The organism is Bacteroides sp. 1_1_30, from assembly GCF_020982715.1.
GTDB lineage: Bacteria > Bacteroidota > Bacteroidia > Bacteroidales > Bacteroidaceae > Bacteroides > Bacteroides xylanisolvens.
Map to the genome: position 1 here is coordinate 71,002 of NZ_JAJKHN010000009.1, position 21,989 is coordinate 92,990.

Sequence of the window (21,989 nt, forward strand, 5' to 3'; positions counted from 1 at the left end):
AGATAATAATTTATTAACTAACCTATAAAACAATCGACTTATGAGACTTATTATTCAGCCGGACTATCAGTCCGTATCTCTGTGGGCAGCACATTATGTTGCTGCTAAAATAAAAGCTGCCAATCCAACCCCCGAAAAACCATTTGTATTGGGCTGTCCCACCGGATCTTCTCCTCTGGGTATGTATAAAGCTTTGATCGACCTGAATAAGAAAGGAATCGTTTCCTTCCAGAATGTGGTAACATTCAACATGGACGAATATGTAGGATTGCCGAAAGAACATCCGGAAAGCTATTATTCTTTCATGTGGAATAACTTTTTCGGTCATATTGACATCAAACCGGAGAATACGAATATTCTGAATGGTAATGCTCCGGATTTGGATGCAGAGTGTGCACGTTATGAAGAAAAGATCAAGTCATACGGCGGCATCGACCTGTTCATGGGCGGTATCGGTCCTGACGGACATATTGCGTTCAACGAACCGGGATCTTCATTGACTTCACGCACTCGTCAGAAAACATTGACGATGGATACCATCATTGCTAACTCCCGTTTCTTCGATAATGACATCAATAAAGTTCCTAAGACTTCTTTGACAGTGGGAGTGGGTACTGTGCTTTCTGCAAAGGAAGTGATGATTATTGTAAACGGTCATAACAAAGCTCGTGCTTTGTATCATGCAGTAGAAGGTGCTATCACACAGATGTGGACAATCAGTGCATTGCAAATGCATGAAAAAGGTATTATTGTTTGTGATGATGCTGCTACGGCGGAATTGAAAGTAGGTACTTACCGTTACTTCAAAGATATCGAGTCTGCTCATTTAGATCCGGAATCTTTGATTAAGTAAGCATAAAACTGATTCTATAAAAAGAGAATGGGCTGCATCAGTGTTGAATTGATTGCAGCCCATTTTGTATGTTAGAGATAGCTGTCTGCGGAATTAATTCTCTTCTAGCCAGCCTTTTCCCTGTCGGACGATTTCCAGTTCGTTGTCCGTGCATTTCACAACCGTTGAAGGTTCTATACCTCCGATACCACCGTCAATGACCAGATCGACGATGTCGCCGAACTTTTCATCTATAAGTTCGGGATCAGTCATATATTCCAAGTCCTCGTGCTCTTCGTATGGCAGTGTGGTGGTCATAATGGGAGCGTCCAGCAGGCGTGCGATTTCACGGATGATGTTGTTGTCCGGCATACGGATACCTACTTCTTTCCGGTTGCGGAAGATTTTCGGTAACCGGTTGGTGCCGTTCAAAATAAAGGTAAATGGTCCCGGAAGATTATGCTTCATCAGTTTGAATACGTTATTGTCTACTTTTGCGTATTCGCTGATACTACTTAAGTCATAACAGATGATAGACAGATTGTTTTTTCGAGGGTCTATTTCTTTAATCCGGCAGATCCGTTCTATGGCACGTTCCTTCAGACCATGGCAGCCGATGGCGTACATCGTATCGGTAGGATAGATGATAAGTCCGCCGTCATTCAGGATATCGATGATTCGTTGTAAATCCTGCGGGTTATTGTTTTTATCATATAGTTTCAGTAGCATATTAAAAGCTTCATCCCTTCCCTCTCGCAAAGGAGAAGGAGGAGGGACGAGTGGGGTTAAATGGTTATTATTTTCTCTTTTTATTTGAGTTTCTTTTTTAAGAAATCCAATGCCTTTTCCGCAGCTTTCTCTGTGACTTTCTGTTTGATTGAGTCTTTGTTGGCGGTAGCGGCAGAGTCCAGGCCAAGTTTCTGTCCGAGTTTGCTGATTGCTTCATCGGCTACGGCTTCGACAGCTTGGTTGGCCATGCTTTTAGTATCTACGCTGACTTTCGGAGAGGTGAACGAACCTCCGATTTTCAAGTCAAGAGTCATTAACTTAGAGATATTGCCTACGGATGCGGGCAGTTTCACTTTACCGGAATAGTCGATGGTTTGATCGAGTCCTGTGCTGCCGGAAAGATTCAGTGTGTAGTCTCCCATCTTGATATCAAACGGTTTGGTTTCTACGCGGCCGTCTTTGATGGTGAAATCCAATGTCATGTCTTTCACTTTCATGTCTTTCAGACTGGGTTGCTTCACGGCATCGGCTATCTGGTCGATTGCTTTTACTCCGCTTAAACTAAGGTCGCGGGTGGAAAGGCTACCGTCACCCTGCATCGTATTCAGTACGGGGCTCATGGCTGCATCCAAATCTGTCAGGACGTTGATGCTTCCGGAGAAATTACCTTTCAGGTTTTCGAAGATAGGAGCCATTTTCTGCACCATATCCAGTTCTTTGTAAGCTTGCGCAAAACCAATATTGGAGAGTTTGAATCCGGCTTTCATTTCCGGCTTCTTTACGTTGGCGGTGGAGTAGTAGCCGTTCATCACTACATTACCACCCATGGTGTTCATGGACAGGTTTTTCATATCCACTTTGCCGTCTTTTACAACAAGTTTGCCATTCATATTGTTGAAAGACATCTTGTCGAATAACACCTGTTTCAGGTTAGCGTCCATTTGGAAGTCGATGTTACGGGGAACTTCAACAATACCTGTGGCGGCTGTAGCTACGGAATCGGTGGACGCAGCTTCTGATGTGGAGGCTTCATCGGCAGAAGCGGTGATGAAGTCGTTCAGATTGAAGTAGTTGGAACGAATATTCAGGTTTCCTTTCAATGTGCTACCTTTCAATACATAACCGATGTAGTTTTCAAATCGGCTGTCGGCGGTGATATCGTTTTTTCCGATGTTGACAGTTGTTTCACTCAACTGGAGGTATTTCGGAGTGAAGGTGAAGAGAGACTTTTTAATTTCTACATCCGGCATATCTTTCATTTTGAGTTTCATGCCCGTCAGTCCGATAGTGCCCGAGGCTTGTATACGTTCGTATTCTTCTTTTTCGATGGATGAGAGGCGTCCCGACATTTGCATATCGGCGTCGATGGTACCGTTCAACTCCATGTCTCCAAGCGGGTAGACTTGTTTGATCATACCTAAGTTGAGTACTCCTTTCGCTTCTGCTTTAAAATCCGGATCACTGATCGGCGTTTTCACAGTAGCTGTCAGGCTAAACGGATTTCCGGCAAGGCGGAAACTGAACGGATGGATGTTGACCGTAGTCAGGTCTATATTTCCTCCGGGATTTTGAACGTTGGCACTGATGTTGATTTGATCTACTCCTGCCGGTAAAGCCGGATAGCGGAACATGGCATTCTTGACTTGCATGTCAATATTGAATGCCGGAACGGTGTCTCCTTGCAGGATACCTTTGGCCGTTGCGGTAAGCGTTGCAGTTCCGTCTGTTTTCAGACTGGAGAATTCTGTGGCGTAAATGGCGGGAATTAATGACAAAATTTCCTTGAAGCCTATATCATTCGTGTTAAGTTTCAAGTCCATGTCGATAGCCGGGTCTTTCAAGGCTACCCAACCGTCGATTCCTGCCTGAATGGCGTTGAGGCGGATAGTGTTGTCTTTCAATGTGTATTTGTTGTTGGCAAGGTCGGCATCTACGTCCATCTTGGCGGAGATATTGGCATTTGCCAGGAAAGGGATTCCATTCATCTTGTAGGTGAGTGATTTGGTTTCCGCTTCCAGTTTCAGAGTGGTACGTTCGCTTCCTAAGTCTCCGGCACAAATAGCGTTGAAGTCGCGGATATCAGCATACATCTTTCCTTGTTGATCGTCATAAATCAGATTCATGTTTTTGATAACAAAGCGTTGCAGCTTGACTTTGAAAGGAGAAGAGGCTTCTTCTTCTTCTGCAACAGGTGTTTCGGCTGTTGCTATTGTATCCGGTTTCATGATATCCCAGTTGGCACGTCCGTCCGGCAAGATAATGGCATGTAACTTCGTGTCTTCGATAAATATTTTAGAAATATCGTAACCGCTATCTCCGAAAAGGGAGAATAAGTTGACTGCGGCGGTAACTTCTCCGGCTTGTACAAGGGTGTCATTGGCAAATTCACCCGTACCCTTCAGCCAGAAATCTTCGAGAGTGACAGAAGCCTGTGGAAAATTGCGGAACAGACTAATGTTAAGGTTCTTAAAGTCAAATTGTGCGTTAAGCATCTTGTTGCCTTCTGTTTTTACAATGTCGGCTATCTTTCCTTGGAAGGCGAAAGGAAGAAGGAACATCAGAATGATAATTACTCCTACGGTGATAGCTGCGATTTTCAAACCTTTTTTCATTTGCTTCTATTTTAAGAGTTTGAGATATAATGAAGAGCAAAACTAATAAAACTTTTTGATAATAAGAGATAAAAGAGAAATTTTTAGGGATTCTTCTTTTTCTTCAGTTCCTCTGCAATTCTCCATTGTAACGCAGCTTCAACTTCTTTTCCGGCTTTTAACAGGGCATCCCCGAAAAGTTCGTGTGCGCCGGCGTGTTCGGGTTTCAGGCTGGTGGCTTTGTCCAGGTCGGCGATGGCGCCTTCTGTGTTTTCTGTTTTTAGTCGGAGCTTTCCACGGTTATAGACTGCTTTAAAGTTTGCAGGATGGAGGCTGACTGCGGTGTTGAAACAGTTTTCAGCGTCGAAGTACTCTTTGTTGTTGAAGAGTGTGATTCCTTTTCTTATCCAGGCATCTATGTAGTTGGGGTCGAGACTAAGGGCTTTGTCGTAGTTGGCAAGGGCGGCACGTACGTCGTGGGCTTGGGTGATACATTCGTTTCCCATTAACAGGTACTCGTGGGCGTATTGTCGTATACGTTCCTGTTGTTCGCGCATCTGTTCTTTGAGCTTCTTGTTCTGCTCTTTCAGTGTATTGATAATGCCGAGTTTACGGCGGATCAAACGACGGGGAACAGGTTTCTCAATATCGTAGCGGGAATGGATGGCACGGAAAAACTGTTCCAGACATTCTTCCATATCCCCTTTGTCGAAGGCACGTGAAGCGGCGGCATATTGCACATCGGCCTGTGCTTGTTTCAGGGCTTTGTCGATGGCTTGGCGGTTGTTGAAACGTCCGGCAAAGTTGACGATTTCGGGACGGACGAAGACATCGGCACGGTTGACAGGCTTTTTGAGCTGGATGCCGTCCAGTGAGGTACAACGGCTAAGTGCTACGTATGCTTGTCCTCCGGCAAATACACCGCCGGTGAAGTCGATGACTACACGGCTGAAGGTCAGTCCCTGACTTTTATGAACAGTGATGGCCCATGCTAACCGGATGGGGTATTGAGTGAAGCTGCCTAATACTTCTTCTTCTATTTCTTTTGTTTTTTCGTTGTAGTGGTAGCGGATATTTCGCCATGATTCCAGTTTTACGTCACATTCTTTTCCATCGTCGGTGATGACGTAGATGGTTTCTTCTTCCTCATCAATTCCGGCAATGACACCAATCGTACCGTTTACCCATCTGCGATCGAAATCATTCTTGATGAAGATGATTTGTGCACCGGGTTTGAGTACAAGCTCTTGTGAAGTAGGCAGACTGCTTTCCGGAAAATCTCCTTCGATGACGCCTTCAAAAGTAATGGAATCTCCGGGGAGTTCTGCTAATTTCTTCTCATTAATGGAGTCGACCGTATCTCTTCGGGTGGCGAGTGTGATGTACATATCTGCTTCAGATTCTTCAATCTGGCTTCCGTAGCGGGTGTTAAGTAGTTGCAGGTCTGCAGCTCCGGCTGTATTGGTGCGGATATGGTCGAGGACACTGACGAATACAGGGTCTGTCTGTCGATATACTTTTTGAAGTTCGATAGAGACGAGGTCTATTTGTCCGAACACTCTGGCAGAGAAAAAGTAAGGGGTGGGATAGAAGCGGTTCAATATGTCCCGCTCATCGTTCTTTACAACGGGTTCCAGTTGGAAGACGTCTCCTACCAATAAGAGTTGTTTTCCACCGAAAGGTTCGCGCAGATTATGTGAATAAACTCGTAAGATACGGTCGATGGCATCGATGATGTCTGCCCGTACCATAGAGATTTCGTCGATAATGACCAGTTCTATTTGTTCCAGCAACTTACGATGTGGCTTGGTGTATTTGAAGAACTCGTGAATACGGCCACGTTGGAGACTTAAATTAGGATCATCCGGCAATAACGGATAAAAAGGTAATTTAAAGAAGCTATGCATCGTACTTCCCCCGGCATTGATTGCGGCAATCCCGGTCGGTGCAAGTACGACATGCTTCTTCTTGGTATGCTCGCAGACATAACGCAGGAATGTAGATTTTCCCGTACCGGCTTTTCCTGTCAGAAAAACCGATTGACGGGTATATTGAATCAGATTCAGTGCATCCTGAAACTCGGCGTTGTTAGTGTCTACGCTCATAATATAATAATATGCAAATTTGTTGATGTGTTAATTTGCCAATACGTTGTGTCATGAAATCGCGGGATAATAGTTTTTGGGTGTATTGGTAAATCGGCACATTATTAAATAATTCCGAAATGTTTCATTGCCTTACTTATTCCGTCCTCGTCAATGGGAGCCGTAACGTAATCGGCAGCGGCTTTCACGTCTTCCTTAGCCTGTCCCATAGCAACTCCGATAGCTGCGTGGCGAAGCATAGTGATATCATTTCCTCCATCTCCGAATGCCATTGTTTCTTCCAGCTTTATGCCGAAGTAACGGATGATTTCATCAATCCCTTTCTGCTTGGTGTCTCCTTTGGCTGTTATGTCTGCGAATGAGGGATACCAGCGTCCGATTTCGCAGGTGGGGATAGACGGACGGATTTCTTTTTCTTCTTCCTCTGTGATAAAAGGAGTCATCTGTATAATTTCCTTGCTTGTTGCTTCTTCAAAAGATACAGTAGGAATTACATTCACATGCAGAAAATCGTAGAATATCTTTTTCACCATATCATCAGGTTGGCAGACAGAAATATGATGTTCCTCTACGAAAATGCAGGGAACACCTTTCTTCTCGCAAAAAGCTGCCATTGCTTTCACTTCTTCCTGTGGTATGGCACTTTTATAAATAACCTGTTCACCGACAAAACAATAGGCTCCGTTCATGGTTATATATCCATCGATAAGGTTCCGGTCCTGCAATTCGGAAAGGTTGTTGATAATGGCTTTCGGGCGTCCGGTAGCGATAAATATCTTCAGCCCTTTTGCGTGGGCAGCTTCCAACGCCTCGATGGTAGAAGACGGTATACGGTGAGTATCAAAACTGACCAGCGTTCCGTCTATATCAAAAAATAAAGCTTTCGTCATAAATTCCTTTTTGAATTGAGTACAAATGTACTACTTTTGTCTCACATAACATAAAAACATTATGCAGTATGAACTATAATTTTGATGAAATAATAAACCGTAACGGTACAGATTCCGTAAAATGGGATGCTGTAGAAAGCCGTTGGGGACGCAATGACTTGATTCCAATGTGGGTAGCTGATATGGATTTCCGTACGGCTCCTTTTGTAATAGAGGCTTTGAGAAAACGGCTGGAACATGAAGTGCTCGGATATACTTTTGCTTGCAAAGAATGGTCGGAGTCTATTGTTAACTGGGTGAAAGAGCGTCATGGCTGGACGATCCGTGAAGAGATGTTGACTTTCACTCCCGGTATTGTCCGCGGATTGGCTTTCGTTATTCAATGTTTTACGCAAAAAGGTGATAAAGTAATGGTCATGCCTCCTGTTTATCATCCTTTCTTTTTGGTAACACAGAAGAATGAGCGTGAAGTAGTATACAGCCCATTGGTACTGAAAGATGGACAGTATCATATCGACTTTGACCGTTTTCGCCGGGATGTACAAGGATGCAAATTATTGATTTTAAGTAATCCCCATAACCCGGGCGGACGCGTATGGACAAAAGAGGAACTTTCTCAAATAGCTGATATCTGTTATGAAAGCGGTACTCTGGTGATCTCGGACGAGATTCATGCCGACTTGACCTTACCACCTTATAAACATCCTACTTTTGCTTTGATTTCGGAAAAAGCACGGATGAATTCACTTGTCTTTATGTCTCCGAGCAAAGCATTCAATATGCCGGGGCTGGCCAGTTCTTATGCAATCATTGAAAATGATGAACTTCGTCACCGTTTCCAGAAGTATATGGAAGCAAGTGAATTCAGTGAAGGGCATCTGTTTGCTTATCTTAGCGTAGCGGCTGCTTACAGTCATGGAACAGAATGGCTGGATCAAGTGGTAGGCTATATTAAAGGAAATGTAGACTTCACGGAAACTTATTTGAAGGAGCATATTCCCGCCATTAAAATGATTCGTCCGCAAGCCTCTTATCTTATTTTCCTGGATTGTCGTGAGTTGGGACTCAATCAGGACCAGCTGAACCGCCTTTTCGTAGAAGATGCACATCTTGCATTGAATGACGGAACAACGTTTGGCAAAGAAGGCGAAGGATTTATGCGGCTGAATATCGCTTGTCCGCGTGCTGTGCTGGAACAGGCATTGAAACAACTTGAACAGGCTGTAAGAAATTTAAAGTAGCACTGGCAAGAAATAATCTGTCGCTATACTATATTTAATTGTTTTCTTTGAAGACAATATCTTTTTCATTCCCTAATGAGTTTTCGTTTGACTTAAGTCAAACGATAGAATAACTTAAGTCAAACTATCGCTTAACTTAAGTCAAACGAAAACTGGAATGCAAGTCCGATCACTTTTTTTAGAAAGAAAGATATAAAAGTTATTAGTGAAAGAAATTATCTTTCACTAATAAAGTAGAAGATCCATCTGTTTAGTTTATATCCGGACCGTTTTCACCTCTGCGTCCTTTGTGTCCTCTGTGGTGACCTGTGTAAAATCTACTGGAATCAATCGTACTTCACTATTCAAACCGGAAGGCATAGGAGCCCAATGCCCATAATTAGCCGGACGATATCTTAAATCTACAATATTGATTTCCTTGAATTTGCGCCACTGCACTCCCTGTCTGTCCAATTCTGCAATCCGATTCGCAGGGAGGTTAGTGACTTCTATCTCGATGTGGTTTTTTCCAGGTTTCAGGAATTGTCCTACCTTAAGCTGATAAGGTACTGCCCATACACAGCCTGCTTCCTGTCCGTTGATTCGAACACGGGCACTTTCGCGTACGTCTCCCAAGTCAAGGATCCAGTTATCAGCTTTCAGAGCCGGCAACTCAATATCCAAAGAATACACGCCAGTTCCCATATTTGTTTGGGCTGCCGGATGATCTATGTTTGTCCATGAACATGGACGGTCTATATCAAATGTACCCTGAATATCCGGTGTGCTTTCAGCAAAGTGCAATTTCCAGCCATGGTCCAGGCGAAGACTAAAGGGTTGTTCTTTTACATATTTCCACGGCTTGGATGCTTGTAAAGGTTGTCGGTACGTTTGCAGGATGATAGATTCGCCCGATTTTAATTGCAGATAGACTTGTGTCTTTCCGTCTACCTGACTCACTTTCGCTTCTCCACATTCTCCGTTCATGGGGTTAAAGAGAGCGGCTGTTTCGGCATTTGTACCTAAAGTAATCCAACCATCTACTCCTTTGTTCTGCAATGAAGAGATGAAGTAATGATGTCCTGTGTCATTAACTCTTCGAATGGTCTGTAACCCGAATTTTGTTTTCATTTCTTCCGCAGGGATATTGCAACTGGCTAATGTACGTGCATAATCCGTTCCGGTGATAATCTTACCTTTCCCAATCGGAGTAACGGTTGTTTCTGAAAACGATACGGCAGGCAGATTCTTCAAAGTCTGTTGATAACTTTTTCGTTTCTGTTCCAGCTGACCATATCCCGGTACATCTGTCGGATAGTTTTCGAGGAATACAATGGTAGCTCCTTGCTTGGCTAGTTCATAAAGATGTGCCAGCACATCACTCGGCATCAAGTGCGCAGCAGGTACTACCAGGGCTTTATAACCAGTGCCGCCTGATGTAACTAACTGGCCGTTCTTGAAACGGGTACTGCGAATAAAGTTGTCAGAGATATAATCCCCGTCATATCCGCTGTTATTAATACGATGGATAGCATTGATAAATTTGGGAGCGAGTTTATCCATGTGGTGGATGGTGAACAGTAACAATCGTCCCGGTTGCTCGTTCCACATGTCATATACCGGAAGATAAATCAGGAAATCATTATCCGGCCGTCCCATTTGCAGAAAACTCTGACAGCGGGTAATGTAATGGAAGAAAGAAGGGGCATCACGCCAAATACTGTTCGTCGGGCTCATATTGATAGAAGCATAGAACAGCCATCCGGGCCATTCGGCTTCTTTCGGAGAATAAGGAGTACCGTGGAAAAACATGTGATTGACTCCGGAAACAAACATCAAATCCATATCCGGTTTACATTGCGACAGGGAAGTACGGAAATGTTCCGTCAGCCATGTAAATGTTTCGGAAGAAGTATACGTTTTTCCTGCAATATGAGCTGCCGAGGAGGCATATTTCAGCATAGACAGATCCGAATCATTCTTTTTGGTCAATGAGTCCTGACGCAATCCTTCGATATGGAACTGCGACAATCCGAAACCTTCACATTCCGGAATATCCACGGAAGCATAGATATCAATCAGATTACCGGGCGAACCGTGTGCTTGATTACGGGTGATACTACCGTTTTTGTGTGCCCAGTCTGTCCATTGATGACTGAAGTTCTCCAATAAGAGGTCGGAAATGGTTTCCCGGTAATCCGACACGATACGTCTGCTAACTTCCGGACGATTTTCATCCAGAAACTCGGAGAAATGTTCTTCCAGTTTATACCCCCGTCTGCGAGCGAACTGTTCCAGGAAATCATCCGTCCAGTCAGCTTGATAAACCTCGTATGAATCGTTGAAGAAAGTATGCGGATAACTTGTCTTGCTACTTTTGAAAGCACGGTCAAAGCGGGAAAGATAATTTTTTACCGCCTTTTTTGAGAGGTGATTCATCACGTAGCCTTCTCCTCCCGGAGCTGCCCGTTTCACTTTCTGCCTTGTTTTTCCGATGTAAAGAGCGATCACTTTCCATTTGCCGGCAGGTGCTTTCCATTGCAGCTTGTCTTTTTTGACGTGAGCAGTCAGGTTGATACATTTGCCTTTTTCATCGTATGCCATCACCCGGCTTAGTACGGAAAATGGTTGTTGCTTGAGATCGGTCACATTGATATCCTGTTCAATCTCTTTGCCGCCCTCTATTTCGTATGTTTGGAAGATAGCCTTGGTAGCCGCATCTTCGATACTGACTTCAGGTCCGCCAAAAGGCCATCCTGTTCCAGTATTCATATCAATCTCGATACCCGTACGTTTTCCTTCCGCCTGTGTATGTTTAAGCATTTCCATCCAGCGGGGAGAAAGGAACTGAATATCATTCGCGTCATTACCTTGCACCCCATAGATAGGAGTAATTTCTACTGCTCCCATTCCGGTGCGTGCGTATTCTTCCAGATTATACGTCAGGTTCTTTTCGTCTACGGCACTTCCCAGCCACCACCATCTGGCACCGGGACGTGCTTCCACCGGAGTGTCCGGCCATTGTTGTGCTTGCATTACTCCACCTGCGGCGAGCAGGCAAAGAACTATCAATTGTCTTTTATTCATTATTCTTTCGGTGTGTTATAGTATTCTATGTTTTCTGTGTCATTAGTTACAAAAAGCGGTCGTCCGTCCGGTTGTTCAAAGTGGAAGCGGATGCCGTCGAAGGTAATATTCCGTGCGTGGCGGATATAAAATCCTTTGGCGGGAATAGTGCCGAACATCCAGGGTTCGGGGTATACTTTCTCCTGTTCGGGCGGAATGCGTTTGCCATCCTCTTCGCTATATCCTCCTTTATAATAGAGGTGAATATTTCGAAAAGTTACGTCCTCAATACATGCACCCGGCACTCCGCTGATGATGGAGGCATAACGGCTGTCGGCATTCCAAACGTTGATGTTGCTGATGAGAATACGTTTCATGGTGCCTGCAGGCGTACCTTCGGGGCTTCGCATACGTGCGCCTAACCGGAGAAAGATAGGAGCGTTGACAATATTCCTCATCGTTATATTATTGATAACAATATCTTCCAGATGTCCTCCGTCTACCGTTTCCAATGCCAGTCCCCTGCAATGTTCAAAGATACAATTAGTAATCGCAATATTGCAGAAACCTCCGCTACTTTCTGTTCCCAGTTTGATGCGTCCGGTGCGGTAACCATGATCGGGGGCTTGCGGTTCGTCTAGTTGCCAGGTGCCCTCCAATACACTTCCTTTATCATAACCGCTTACATAACAATCACTGATCGTCACATTTTCCGTATCCTGAAAGCGTCCTAAACCGTAGGATGCTTTCAATACAATGGCATCATCCCAGGGCGAGTTCACCGTGCACTGGCTGATACGCACATTCCGGCAACAATCAATATCGAATCCATCCCGGTTTGTATCTACTTTCAGATTCAGAATAGTCAGATGATCTACTCCTGTAGCCAACAGGGCAAAATGTCCGCAATGCAGCATGGATAAATCTTTCAGAGTCACATTTCTACACTCCTTCAGGCTGATAGCTTTATTGCCTACACCCGGCAGACGGCTTTCTTCGCGAGTCAGCCCTTTACCGTAGATAAGTCCGGGCCCACTGATCGTTATGTTCTCCAGCCCGATTCCCCAAATTAAGGAATTCTTCCAATGGCTGTGTCCGAAATCCTGATATTTGTTATGTTCATTCGGTTCGGCACTATCATATCCTTCCTCTTTTCCGGGGAAAGCGGCAAGAATACACGCACCTTGCTCCAGATACAAATGAATGTTACTTTTTAACCGGATAGAATAACAGGCATATTCTCCGGCTGGTAGGTAAACCGTACCTCCTCCGGCTTCTGCAGCTGCTTCAATCGCACGATTGATGGCAGGAGAATCGATGGTTTTTCCATCCGCTTTGGCTCCAAAGTCCTTAACGTTATAAATGGCTGCATGTATATGGATGCAACCAATTAACAGAGTGAATAATAAATAAGCTCTTTTCATTTTTTGTCGATTTTGGCAAAAATATCCGGTAACATATAATAGTTGTAATCCGCTTTTTCATTCTGTTCGTAGAAACAGAAGTAAAGTCGGAGTGGCTTGGTGTCCTTTTCTTGAGAGGGGGATGGAGAGAGATTGCAACGTCCAGCCAATACCGGTCGGTCCGTCCGTTTGCCCGATTCGTAAAGCATCAGGGGAGTTTCATCCTTATGTCCGTTGCTCAAGCGAATATCATCGCTGGGAGTGACAGCCTGTAAAGTACGTAATTTCATACTTTCTCCATAATAGCAAGTGAAAGCCTGTCCTTCCACACTGAAGACATTGATATCCGAATCCGGCCGGCAATCGCCGAAACTCCAGAAGAGCTTATCCGCTTTTGATGTGGAAGTCACTTCTACTTCCAGAATAAATCCATGACTATCGGGCAAGGCTTTCCATTGGAAATGGATCCCTTCTACTTTTTCTTTAGGCTTCAGCCAGTGACTTTCATTTCCCTTCGATATTCCCAGCCGGAAAGTACCGGCAGGCGGAGTCAGGGATTGTGCTTGCGTATCAATGAGCAAGATTCCCAGCAGTACGGTGGTCAGGAGTTGTTTCAGCATAGTTGAAGTGGATATTACTTTGTTCATTTTCCTTTAGTTCAATAGCGTTTTTGTCTTTCATATCCAATGTGATCTCAGACAAATTGAAGTTTTTTGTATAGCAGATTTTTCCCGGTTTATTGGTCTGCGCTTCGATGGCATAAAGATAGAAATTTTCCAGACGTAACGAGTCATTCCAGCCGGAAGCAGAGATAAATTCATCTACATTTTCTGCTTTGATCTTCGATACATATACATTGCGGAAGTGCGGATAACCTTTTTCGGGTGGTGTTACCGGAGTCAGCATTACTCTCCAATGTTCCGGAATATCTTTCCCTTCATACTCTTTAGGTAATACGCTGTAACTATAACTGGGATTCCAGTTCAGATCGGCGGCCAGCACGTGGCGGACGTTTTCTGCTTTTACGTCGGTCATATAGATATTTTCGATCGTTCCTCCGCGGTTCATGGCACTCTTTAATCGTAGTACGGCCGAGGTGCCGACTGCTTGAAGATTGTATCCCAATATATTTCGTATGCTGCCGGAGGTTTCACTGCCACAGGTGATGAGGCCTGCGCCTTTGCGGGCTATACAGTTGCGTATTACTATATTTTCCGTGGGGAGATTGACACGCAATCCGTCTGCGTCGCGTCCCGATTTGATACAAATATTATCATCATTGCAATCGACGTCGCAGTTTTCAATCAGAATATTAGTAGACGAGTCGATGTCGATGCCATCTGTGCTGGGACCGTGTCCTCCCAAGTTATTATTAATGACCAGTCCGTCTATGGTACAGTAATTGGAATAAAGAACCTGGCATCCCCAAAAGCCTGTCCGCATCAGGGTGAATCCTTTGAGGGTAATGTCCGAACTGCGTTCCACGAGAATACCCCGTACACGTTTGCAGTCGTAATCTACAATCCAGCGTAATCCTTTCGCTTCATATTCTTTCCGCATTTCCCAATATTTATCCCAAAATACTTTGCCTCGGCAATCCAGCGTTCCCTCTCCACTGACGGCAGCGTTCTTTTCGTTGACAATGTTGATTACTGCCGCGGGCCATGTCATCTCAATTCCCGCAATCCGTGAACGGAACTCGGGATAATGATGAATGTGAGGACTAGCCAGTAGAGTCACTCCTTTATCCAGTTGCAGGTTGACACCGCTTTTTACGAACAATGCCCCTGTCTGATAATATCCCGGTTGAAGGGTGACCGTGCCTCCACCGGAGACGGAACAACTGTCGATTGCTTTCTGGATAGCCTCTGTGCTAAGCACCGTGCTGTCTGCTACTGCGCCAAAAGAATTGGCGGATAAAATAAGACTGTTTCCGGGCATTTGCCGGCTTCCTACACTGTCAGCCCATGACAAATCCGGTTGTTGCGGTACTTGCCCCCATTCGAAGCTGTTACTTCCTGCTTGTTTGGCTGTTGGGGTGACGCAAGCTGCTGTCAAAAGTGTGCTTGCCAGTAGGAACAGGGGAAAGATGCTTTTGGTTTTCATATTTATCTAATGCCTGATACTTAATACTTGATACTTAATACCTAATACCTATCTCTCAATTTCCGTCCGGTTTCTATATTTCTGTGAAAGGTGATTCGTTCCAGTGGAAAGTATTCACATCATCCGGGTGTGCCGGGTTATATGCCGGATCTATTTTCAAGTGCTTGGCTAACTCAGGTACGGCTTTCTTCATACCTTCAATCACACACTGGGCTATCTGGTAAGCGCCGTAAGGGTTAAAGTGGGTATTGTCTTCAAAAGCCTTGGTCTGTCCGGGATAAGTTCCTGCCGGATAGTGTACGAAGGCGCGTTTGGATGTTTCCGTGCCTAACGCTTCATATAGTGTCCGAGTCATTTCGTTGAGGTCAATCAAAGGTATATTTTCTTTGGCGGCCAGCCAGCGCATGGCCTCCGGATAATCTTCGTGTGTATCGCGGATATGTCCGGTTGAGTCAAAGCTCCGGCGTTGGGTGGGAGTAACCAGTACGGGATATGCTCCACGTGCCCGTGCTTCGTCGATGAATGTTTTCAGGCTGGTCATAAAAGAGTAGTAAGCTCCTTTTCCGGGACCTTTCTGCTTCTGATCGTTATGTCCGAACTCCATGAAGAGATAATCGCCTTTCTTCATCTGGCTCAATGCTTTTTTCAAACGTCCTGCTCCGATAAAAGTATTGGCCGATTCACCGGATTCCGCATAATTGGCGATGCAAACATCTGTTCCGAAGAAATGAGGAATCATTTGTCCCCAGCTAGCCCAAGGCTCATTGTCCTGATCGACTACCGTACTGTTACCACACAGAAAAACAGTGATAACCGACGGATCGGCAGGTTCGATACGGATACTTTGACACACAGGTGCATCTCCATTGAATTCCAATGTCAGTTTATCATCCCAGTTCAGTTTCGCTTTCTCACGGGGCTTGATTCGTACATATTCTTTTTCGGAGATACGAGGGGTACGCTTATTGATGATAAATGTTTCGTCTATGAATTGTCCTTTTTTAGTTGGCAGGTTCTCAACAAATAGCCGGCGTGATTCACCTCTTACGGTGGTCACTCCTGTCTGTTTTTTACTTCCCAGGCGTACTGTAACTTTGTAATTTCCGTCCGGAACACGGACAGAGAAGAAGAAAGGTGATTTACTCCCTTTCTCGGGTGTGGCGGTGAGGTCGTATCCGTATCCCGTCTCCTCGCTATATCGGGGTGCGTCCGACAGTTGGTAGGTTCGGACTTCTTCTTGGGCATGGACGGTTATTGTAGCCAAGAGTAGTAAGCCTATGATGGTAGTTTTCATTATAAATAATATGAATGTATATTGTTTATAGAATTTAGGCACGGATTACGCGGATTTCACGGTTTTTAGAATTACGCTTTCTATAAAGCAACAGTGTAATTCGTGTAATCTGTGCCTGATAATTTCCTTTTTAGTTAATTTTCGGTTTGAGCTCGTCCGGCGAATCTTTGGTATAAGATTTTACATCTCCTGCCACTTTGGTGAACAATGCCTGAATCAGCTCAGGAGATATTTTCTCTGTTGGACGGAAAGCATCCGAATTCATATAATCCAGGATTGCCTTGTGCATTTGTCGGGCAACGATTCGTTTCTCCGGTTGAGAGGTGATATCCATGCTGGTCATCATCAGTTTACCGTTCAATACATTTGCTTCAAACAACATTCCGATTTTCCGGCTGATGAACCAGGTGTCGATGCTTTGAACGGTTGGCTGGAATTCTGCCGGGAAGTCGGTAAATTGCATCACTTGGGCTTTATTTAATAATTCCCACCATTGCAGGTTACTATGAAATTCCGTAGGAAATTCACGGAAAAGAGGATGATATTCATTCAGGAAAATACCAGTTGTGTGCGGCGGGCGCATCTTGAACCAGGAAGTATTCCAGAATACCGGAGTAAAGTATTGTTTAACTTCTTTTCCGTATTGTATTTTGCCCGCTGCCGTAATCAAGACATTTCCTCCTTCTTTCAGTACGGAAATGGCTTTTTCATCCAGTGTGTCGGTAGTATATACGCTTCCTTGTGTCAGTTCCACTTGTGCAGGATATACCCAGAAATCCCAGTCATTGACGGCATCGCTGCCTTCAATACACACTTCCAGATTTAGTTTCTGTGGAGTATCGATCCCCTTCAGGCTCATATCCACGCTGCCTAGTGCACAAAGGTTCCCAATAGGAATCGTTTGTGTGCCGACAGTTCCTTTGGCATACACCTTTCCGAACTTGTCTTTGATGGTATAGCTAGTTTTTGCTCCTTGCAAAGGGGCTGCACCAAAGTGGGAAACTTCGATGTCGGCATGGAATGTTTCATCATTGGCATATACAAACTTCGGAATACGGGCTAAGGGGACAGTCGGACTGCAAAAACGTCTGAATTGTTCCGCGTTGATATATCCTTTCTCTTCAAAAAATACATCCAGTACGCCGACCAATGCCGTTCCCTGACCCGAATAATCGTTGAGAGCCAGCAATTGGAAACCTGCATAATCGGGGGTACGCAATGTCTTTTCAATCTCATGTTTATAGCAAAGTGCCTGCAATTTGCCCGAAGCCATCATAAAATCATAACTTTGGCCTCCCATGTGATTATCATTCAGAATATCCCTGAAAATCTCAAAGTTCTTCGCTTTGTTGACTCCGGTATATTTGCGGATTTCGTTGAAATTCGGGAATACGCACCATTGACCTGTTTCATGTGATACATACGGTTGTTTCACGGTGTCTATCCTTGCACGATAATCCGATTTGCTTTCCGGTTGCGCACCTGCCCAACTCAAACCGCGTGCTCCGGCTTTCACATGGTATTCATTGTGAGGTTGCCACTGCCAGCTGTTTCCTACGGAAGCTCCTGTGTATACACGACGCGGATCTGTCGCTTTCCAATAATCGACAAACTTGCTCACCCATGCCACCCAGCGTCCGGAAGGTTCGTTACCACAAGCCAACATACAGTAAGATGCATAATTTCCGTATTCTTTAGTCAGGGCAATTGTTTCGTCCATCAGATATTTGTCAATTGGCTGACCGTTACCCAATCTTGGTCCGTGATTCGGCCAACTCGGACCTTCCGGTTGCAGATAGAAACCGACTAGATCGGCTGCGATAAAAGCAGCTTCCGGCGGGCAGAAAGAATGAAAACGCATGTGATTCAAACCATAGTTGCGGCAAATGCGGAACACCCGCTCCCAGGAAGCTACGTCCATTGGAGCATAACCGGTCAATGGGAAATCACAGTTTTCCACTGTGCCGCGAAGCATTGTTTTGCGACCATTGACGTAGAACCATTTTCCTTCTATCTTGAAATCGCGCATTCCAAATTGTACCTGTTTGATGTCGGCCTGTTTACCGTTGGTCAGTTTTGCCGTCAGTTTATACAGTGCAGGATTGAACTCATCCCATGTGAGGAAATCTTTTCCCATAGGAAGTTCCATCTCTATCGCATTGTCTCCCGGACGGATATGGAAGCTTTGCTGAACAGGAACTACTTTGTGTTGAGTGTCCGTATTGAAACTTTCGGCAGAAAGTATAATATCTCCTTTGGTGGAAGAGGCAGACTGTATGTTCATGCGTACCAGTGCTTTCTGATTGCTTAAATCAGGGTATATCTGGATGTCTTCAAAATGAACTTTAGGAGTGGCTTGTAATTCAATTCGTCCTACGATTCCGTTCCAGTTACCTTGGGTCTGGTCGGTGATGCTGTGAGAGTCGGGACCTACATTGATTTCTTTGATGCGGTTGTCGATGCGGATAGTAATCAGGCAAGTTTTGCCGGGAGTAACAGCCGAAGTCAGATCATACACATGAGGGACACAAAGACTGTTCTGCATACCGAGCTTCTGTTGATTGACCCATACGGTCGTTTCGATGTGCGGGCGTTCCAGGAAAAGAGTGATTCTTTCTCCTTTCCAGTTGGAAGGTATTGTAACTTTCTTTTGATACCAGGCTACCCCTACATAATGTTTGTCGGGAGTCAGGAAAAAGGGAAGTTTCACTTGCCCTTCTATTCTGTATTTTTCCATGTATGGATTGAAATAGTAAGAGCTGTCGTACAAGCTTCCAGTCCACCGGGTGCGGGCGGTTACTTCATCTCCTTTCAGCTTTTCGGGCATGGAGCCGGGGAGATTAATCTGATCATCAAGGCTTTTTTTGAACCATTGTTCCTTGGTGCCGATATCTTCCCGGTCTATCTGGAAATTCCATTTGCCGGATAAATTGAAAGAATGATTTTGCCCCGTTACGGTCAGTATAGAGGCAAATACGATGGCAATACTTACTAAAAGTTGTTTCATGATATATAGAATTGATATGTTTTTCATCTCTATTTTAAAATCTGCCGCTAAAGTAGAGCTTTTTAAGGGTTTAGTAAATAGAAAGATGTACAGATACATAGAATATTGTATCAAAATGCACTTATAGGACGGATGGTGTACAAAACTACATGGATTTGAAATATTGTCCATGCTCTTTATCTTTGAGGAGGTTGGGAGATACCTTATCTTTGCGGGGTAAACTTTTTAATCTTAAAAGGAACCATGAAAAAAGTAGTTGTTTGGATGGCTCTAAGTCTTTGCTCGGTAATGACAATCTTCGCCGGTAAGACTGCTTATCTCTTTTCTTATTTCATCAATGACAGTAAAGATGGATTGCATTTAGCTTATAGTTATGACGGGATGAATTGGATGCCTTTGAATGGCGGACAGTCTTATCTGATACCTTCCGTCGGTAAAGATAAATTAATGCGAGATCCGAGTATTTGTCAGGCTCCGGACGGAACTTTCCACATGGTCTGGACTTCCAGTTGGACTGATCGGATTATCGGCCATGCCTCTTCTCGTGATTTAATTCATTGGAGTGAACAACAGGCTATTCCGGTGATGATGCACGAGCCGACTGCCCATAATTGTTGGGCACCTGAACTCTTTTATGACGAACCTTCGCAAACTTACTATATCTTTTGGGCAACTACCATCCCCGGTCGTCACAAGGAAATACCTACCAGCGAAAGCGAGAAGGGATTGAATCATCGTATTTATTATGTGACAACAAAGGATTTCCGCACTTTCTCAAAGACAAAGATGTTTTTCAACCCTGATTTCAGTGTGATTGACGCTGCTATTGTGAAAGATCCGAAGCTGGGAGACCTGATAATGATAGTCAAGAATGAGAATTCCAATCCGCCGGAAAAGAATTTGCGCGTTACGCGTACAAAAAAGATAGAAAAAGGATTCCCGACCAAAGTATCGGCGCCTATTACAGGAAAGTATTGGGCGGAAGGACCTGCTCCTCTTTTTGTCGGTGATACGCTTTATGTTTATTTCGATAAATACCGCGATCATCGTTATGGTGCCGTTCGCTCTTTAGATCATGGCGAAACATGGGAAGACGTGTCCGATCAAGTTTCTTTTCCGAGAGGTATCCGTCATGGAACGGCGTTTGCGGTAGATGCTTCCGTGGTGGAGGCATTGATAGCCAATCGTACTTATAATCCTTTAATCCCCGATAATGTGGCGGATCCTTCCGTTTCTAAGTTTGGTGATACCTATTATCTTTACGGAACCACTGATTTGGATTATGGTCTTGAACGTGCCGGAACACCTGTCGTGTGGAAGTCGAAAGATTTTGTAAACTGGAGCTTTGAGGGTTCTCATATTAGTGATTTCGACTGGTCGAAAGGATATGAATATACGAATGATAAAGGTGAAAAGAAAAAAGGATATTTCCGGTATTGGGCTCCCGGGAGAGTGATTGAACACGATGGAAAGTTTTATTTATATGTTACCTTTGTCAAGCCCGGTGATAAGATGGGGACTTATGTGCTTGTTGCAGATCGTCCGGAGGGGCCTTTCCGGTTTACTGAAGGAAAAGGGCTTTTTGTTTCCGGAGAAGAAGTAGATAGCCCTGCCATTATTGATGATATCGACGGAGAGCCTTTTATTGATGATGACGGTACGGGATATATCTTTTGGCGTCGTCGGAATGCGGCACGTCTTTCTGCTGACCGGCTTCATTTGGATGGGGAACCGGTGACATTGAAAACAGCCCGTCAGGGATATTCCGAGGGACCCGTAATGTTTAAACGTAAAGGTATCTATTATTATATTTATACATTGAGCGGTCATCAGAATTATGCAAATGCATACATGATGAGCCGCGAATCTCCTCTTACAGGTTTTGTAAAACCGGAAGGCAACGATATCTTTTTGTTTTCTTCTCCCGAAAATCAAGTGTGGGGACCGGGGCATGGCAATGTGTTCTACGATGAAGGAACGGATGAGTATATCTTTCTTTATCTTGAATACGGAGATGGTGGAACCACCCGGCAGGTATATGCTAACCGGATGGAATTTAATGATGACGGAACAATTAAAACTTTAGTTCCTGATATGCGTGGAGTGGGGTACCTGGCAGCTCCACAAGAGAAACGGACGAATTTGTCTTTGCAGTCACATTTTTATGCTTCCAGCGAGAAAGAACCGCGCACTTCTGTGGTTAGCATTGAAACACAGCCTAACCAGCCTCTACCGGAGAAAGCCTCCGTGAAGAATTATACTCGAACGCATACTTATCAGGCTGCTCATGTAGCCGATGAATCGAATGGAACTCGTTGGATGGCAGCCGATACGGATAGCAGTCCATTCATTACGGTGGATTTAAAAGGGATTCGCAATGTCAACGAATGTCAGTTTTACTTTACCCGCCCTACTGAAGGACATACGTGGCGGTTAGAAAAATCGATGGATGGAAAAAACTGGCGGACATGTGCCGAACAAGCTAAAGTAGAAGTGCGCTCTCCGCATTTGGCGAAGGAGATAGGGGAGGCCCGTTATCTTCGTCTTCATATCCGCAGGGGAGATGCTGGATTGTGGGAATGGAAAATCTATGAGAAATGATAATTTTGCGGAGTGCCCTGAAAGGGCTTAATTATATAGCGTAGGGCAACGCCCTACGAAAAAACGGTAATCTGAATTTGCGCCCTGAAAGGGCATAATTGTATACAGTTCCGCCCTTTCAGGGCTTGTGGCTGGTGTGTTTTTT

General features: G+C 44.6%; 13 protein-coding genes. 3 read left to right on the forward strand and 10 right to left on the reverse strand.

The window, feature by feature from the left end:
- Window positions 1-40 precede the first annotated feature (40 nt).
- Window positions 41-853, forward strand: coding sequence for a glucosamine-6-phosphate deaminase (gene nagB / locus LPH68_RS03795; protein ID WP_004301540.1), 813 nt, complete (start codon window positions 41-43; stop codon window positions 851-853).
- A gap of 93 nt (window positions 854-946) precedes the next feature.
- Here the strand turns inward: nagB and LPH68_RS03800 are convergent, their stop codons facing one another.
- The 4 genes from LPH68_RS03800 to LPH68_RS03815 all read right to left on the reverse strand — a co-directional run bounded on the left by LPH68_RS03800 (window position 947) and on the right by LPH68_RS03815 (window position 7,147).
- Window positions 947-1,561, reverse strand: coding sequence for an L-threonylcarbamoyladenylate synthase (locus LPH68_RS03800; protein ID WP_015532391.1), 615 nt, complete (start codon window positions 1,559-1,561; stop codon window positions 947-949).
- An 80-nt stretch (window positions 1,562-1,641) separates the two neighbouring features.
- Window positions 1,642-4,173, reverse strand: coding sequence for an AsmA-like C-terminal region-containing protein (locus LPH68_RS03805; protein WP_151923404.1), 2,532 nt, complete (start codon window positions 4,171-4,173; stop codon window positions 1,642-1,644).
- Between the two features lie 83 nt (window positions 4,174-4,256).
- Window positions 4,257-6,257 (reverse strand): tetratricopeptide repeat protein, encoded by a 2,001-nt coding sequence (locus LPH68_RS03810; RefSeq protein WP_151923403.1) that lies wholly within the window; start codon window positions 6,255-6,257, stop codon window positions 4,257-4,259.
- 104 nt (window positions 6,258-6,361) lie between these two features.
- Complete coding sequence (locus LPH68_RS03815; RefSeq protein ID WP_151923402.1) at window positions 6,362-7,147, reverse strand: Cof-type HAD-IIB family hydrolase; 786 nt, start codon at window positions 7,145-7,147, stop codon at window positions 6,362-6,364.
- 68 nt (window positions 7,148-7,215) lie between these two features.
- On the opposite strand from LPH68_RS03815, the gene LPH68_RS03820 reads away from it, so the two are divergent.
- Complete coding sequence (locus tag LPH68_RS03820) at window positions 7,216-8,388, forward strand: MalY/PatB family protein (RefSeq protein ID WP_151923401.1); 1,173 nt, start codon at window positions 7,216-7,218, stop codon at window positions 8,386-8,388.
- Between the two features lie 255 nt (window positions 8,389-8,643).
- Here the strand turns inward: LPH68_RS03820 and LPH68_RS03825 are convergent, their stop codons facing one another.
- The 6 genes from LPH68_RS03825 to LPH68_RS03850 all read right to left on the reverse strand — a co-directional run bounded on the left by LPH68_RS03825 (window position 8,644) and on the right by LPH68_RS03850 (window position 19,243).
- Window positions 8,644-11,454 carry a glycosyl hydrolase gene (locus tag LPH68_RS03825; RefSeq protein WP_230296862.1) on the reverse strand — a complete coding sequence of 937 codons (2,811 nt, stop codon included), beginning with the start codon at window positions 11,452-11,454 and terminating at the stop codon, window positions 8,644-8,646.
- Entirely contained in the window at window positions 11,454-12,857 is a 1,404-nt protein-coding gene (locus LPH68_RS03830) for a glycoside hydrolase family 28 protein (RefSeq protein WP_151923399.1), read from the reverse strand. Before LPH68_RS03830 ends, LPH68_RS03825 begins: the two co-directional genes overlap by 1 nt.
- The gene (locus LPH68_RS03835; RefSeq protein WP_151923415.1) at window positions 12,854-13,456 is read right to left on the reverse strand and encodes a DUF4450 domain-containing protein; all 603 of its coding nucleotides are present in this window, start codon (window positions 13,454-13,456) and stop codon (window positions 12,854-12,856) included. Before LPH68_RS03835 ends, LPH68_RS03830 begins: the two co-directional genes overlap by 4 nt.
- Complete coding sequence (locus LPH68_RS03840; RefSeq protein WP_230296863.1) at window positions 13,407-14,942, reverse strand: glycoside hydrolase family 28 protein; 1,536 nt, start codon at window positions 14,940-14,942, stop codon at window positions 13,407-13,409. Before LPH68_RS03840 ends, LPH68_RS03835 begins: the two co-directional genes overlap by 50 nt.
- 73 nt (window positions 14,943-15,015) lie before the next feature.
- Window positions 15,016-16,236, reverse strand: a complete 1,221-nt coding sequence (locus tag LPH68_RS03845) for a rhamnogalacturonan acetylesterase (protein ID WP_230296864.1) — start codon at window positions 16,234-16,236, stop codon at window positions 15,016-15,018.
- Between the two features lie 130 nt (window positions 16,237-16,366).
- Window positions 16,367-19,243 (reverse strand): sugar-binding domain-containing protein, encoded by a 2,877-nt coding sequence (locus LPH68_RS03850; protein WP_151923396.1) that lies wholly within the window; start codon window positions 19,241-19,243, stop codon window positions 16,367-16,369.
- 243 nt (window positions 19,244-19,486) lie between these two features.
- On the opposite strand from LPH68_RS03850, the gene LPH68_RS03855 reads away from it, so the two are divergent.
- On the forward strand, window positions 19,487-21,844 hold the full coding sequence (locus LPH68_RS03855; RefSeq protein ID WP_192923093.1) for a family 43 glycosylhydrolase: 2,358 nt from the start codon (window positions 19,487-19,489) through the stop codon (window positions 21,842-21,844).
- Window positions 21,845-21,989: the final 145 nt, after the last annotated feature.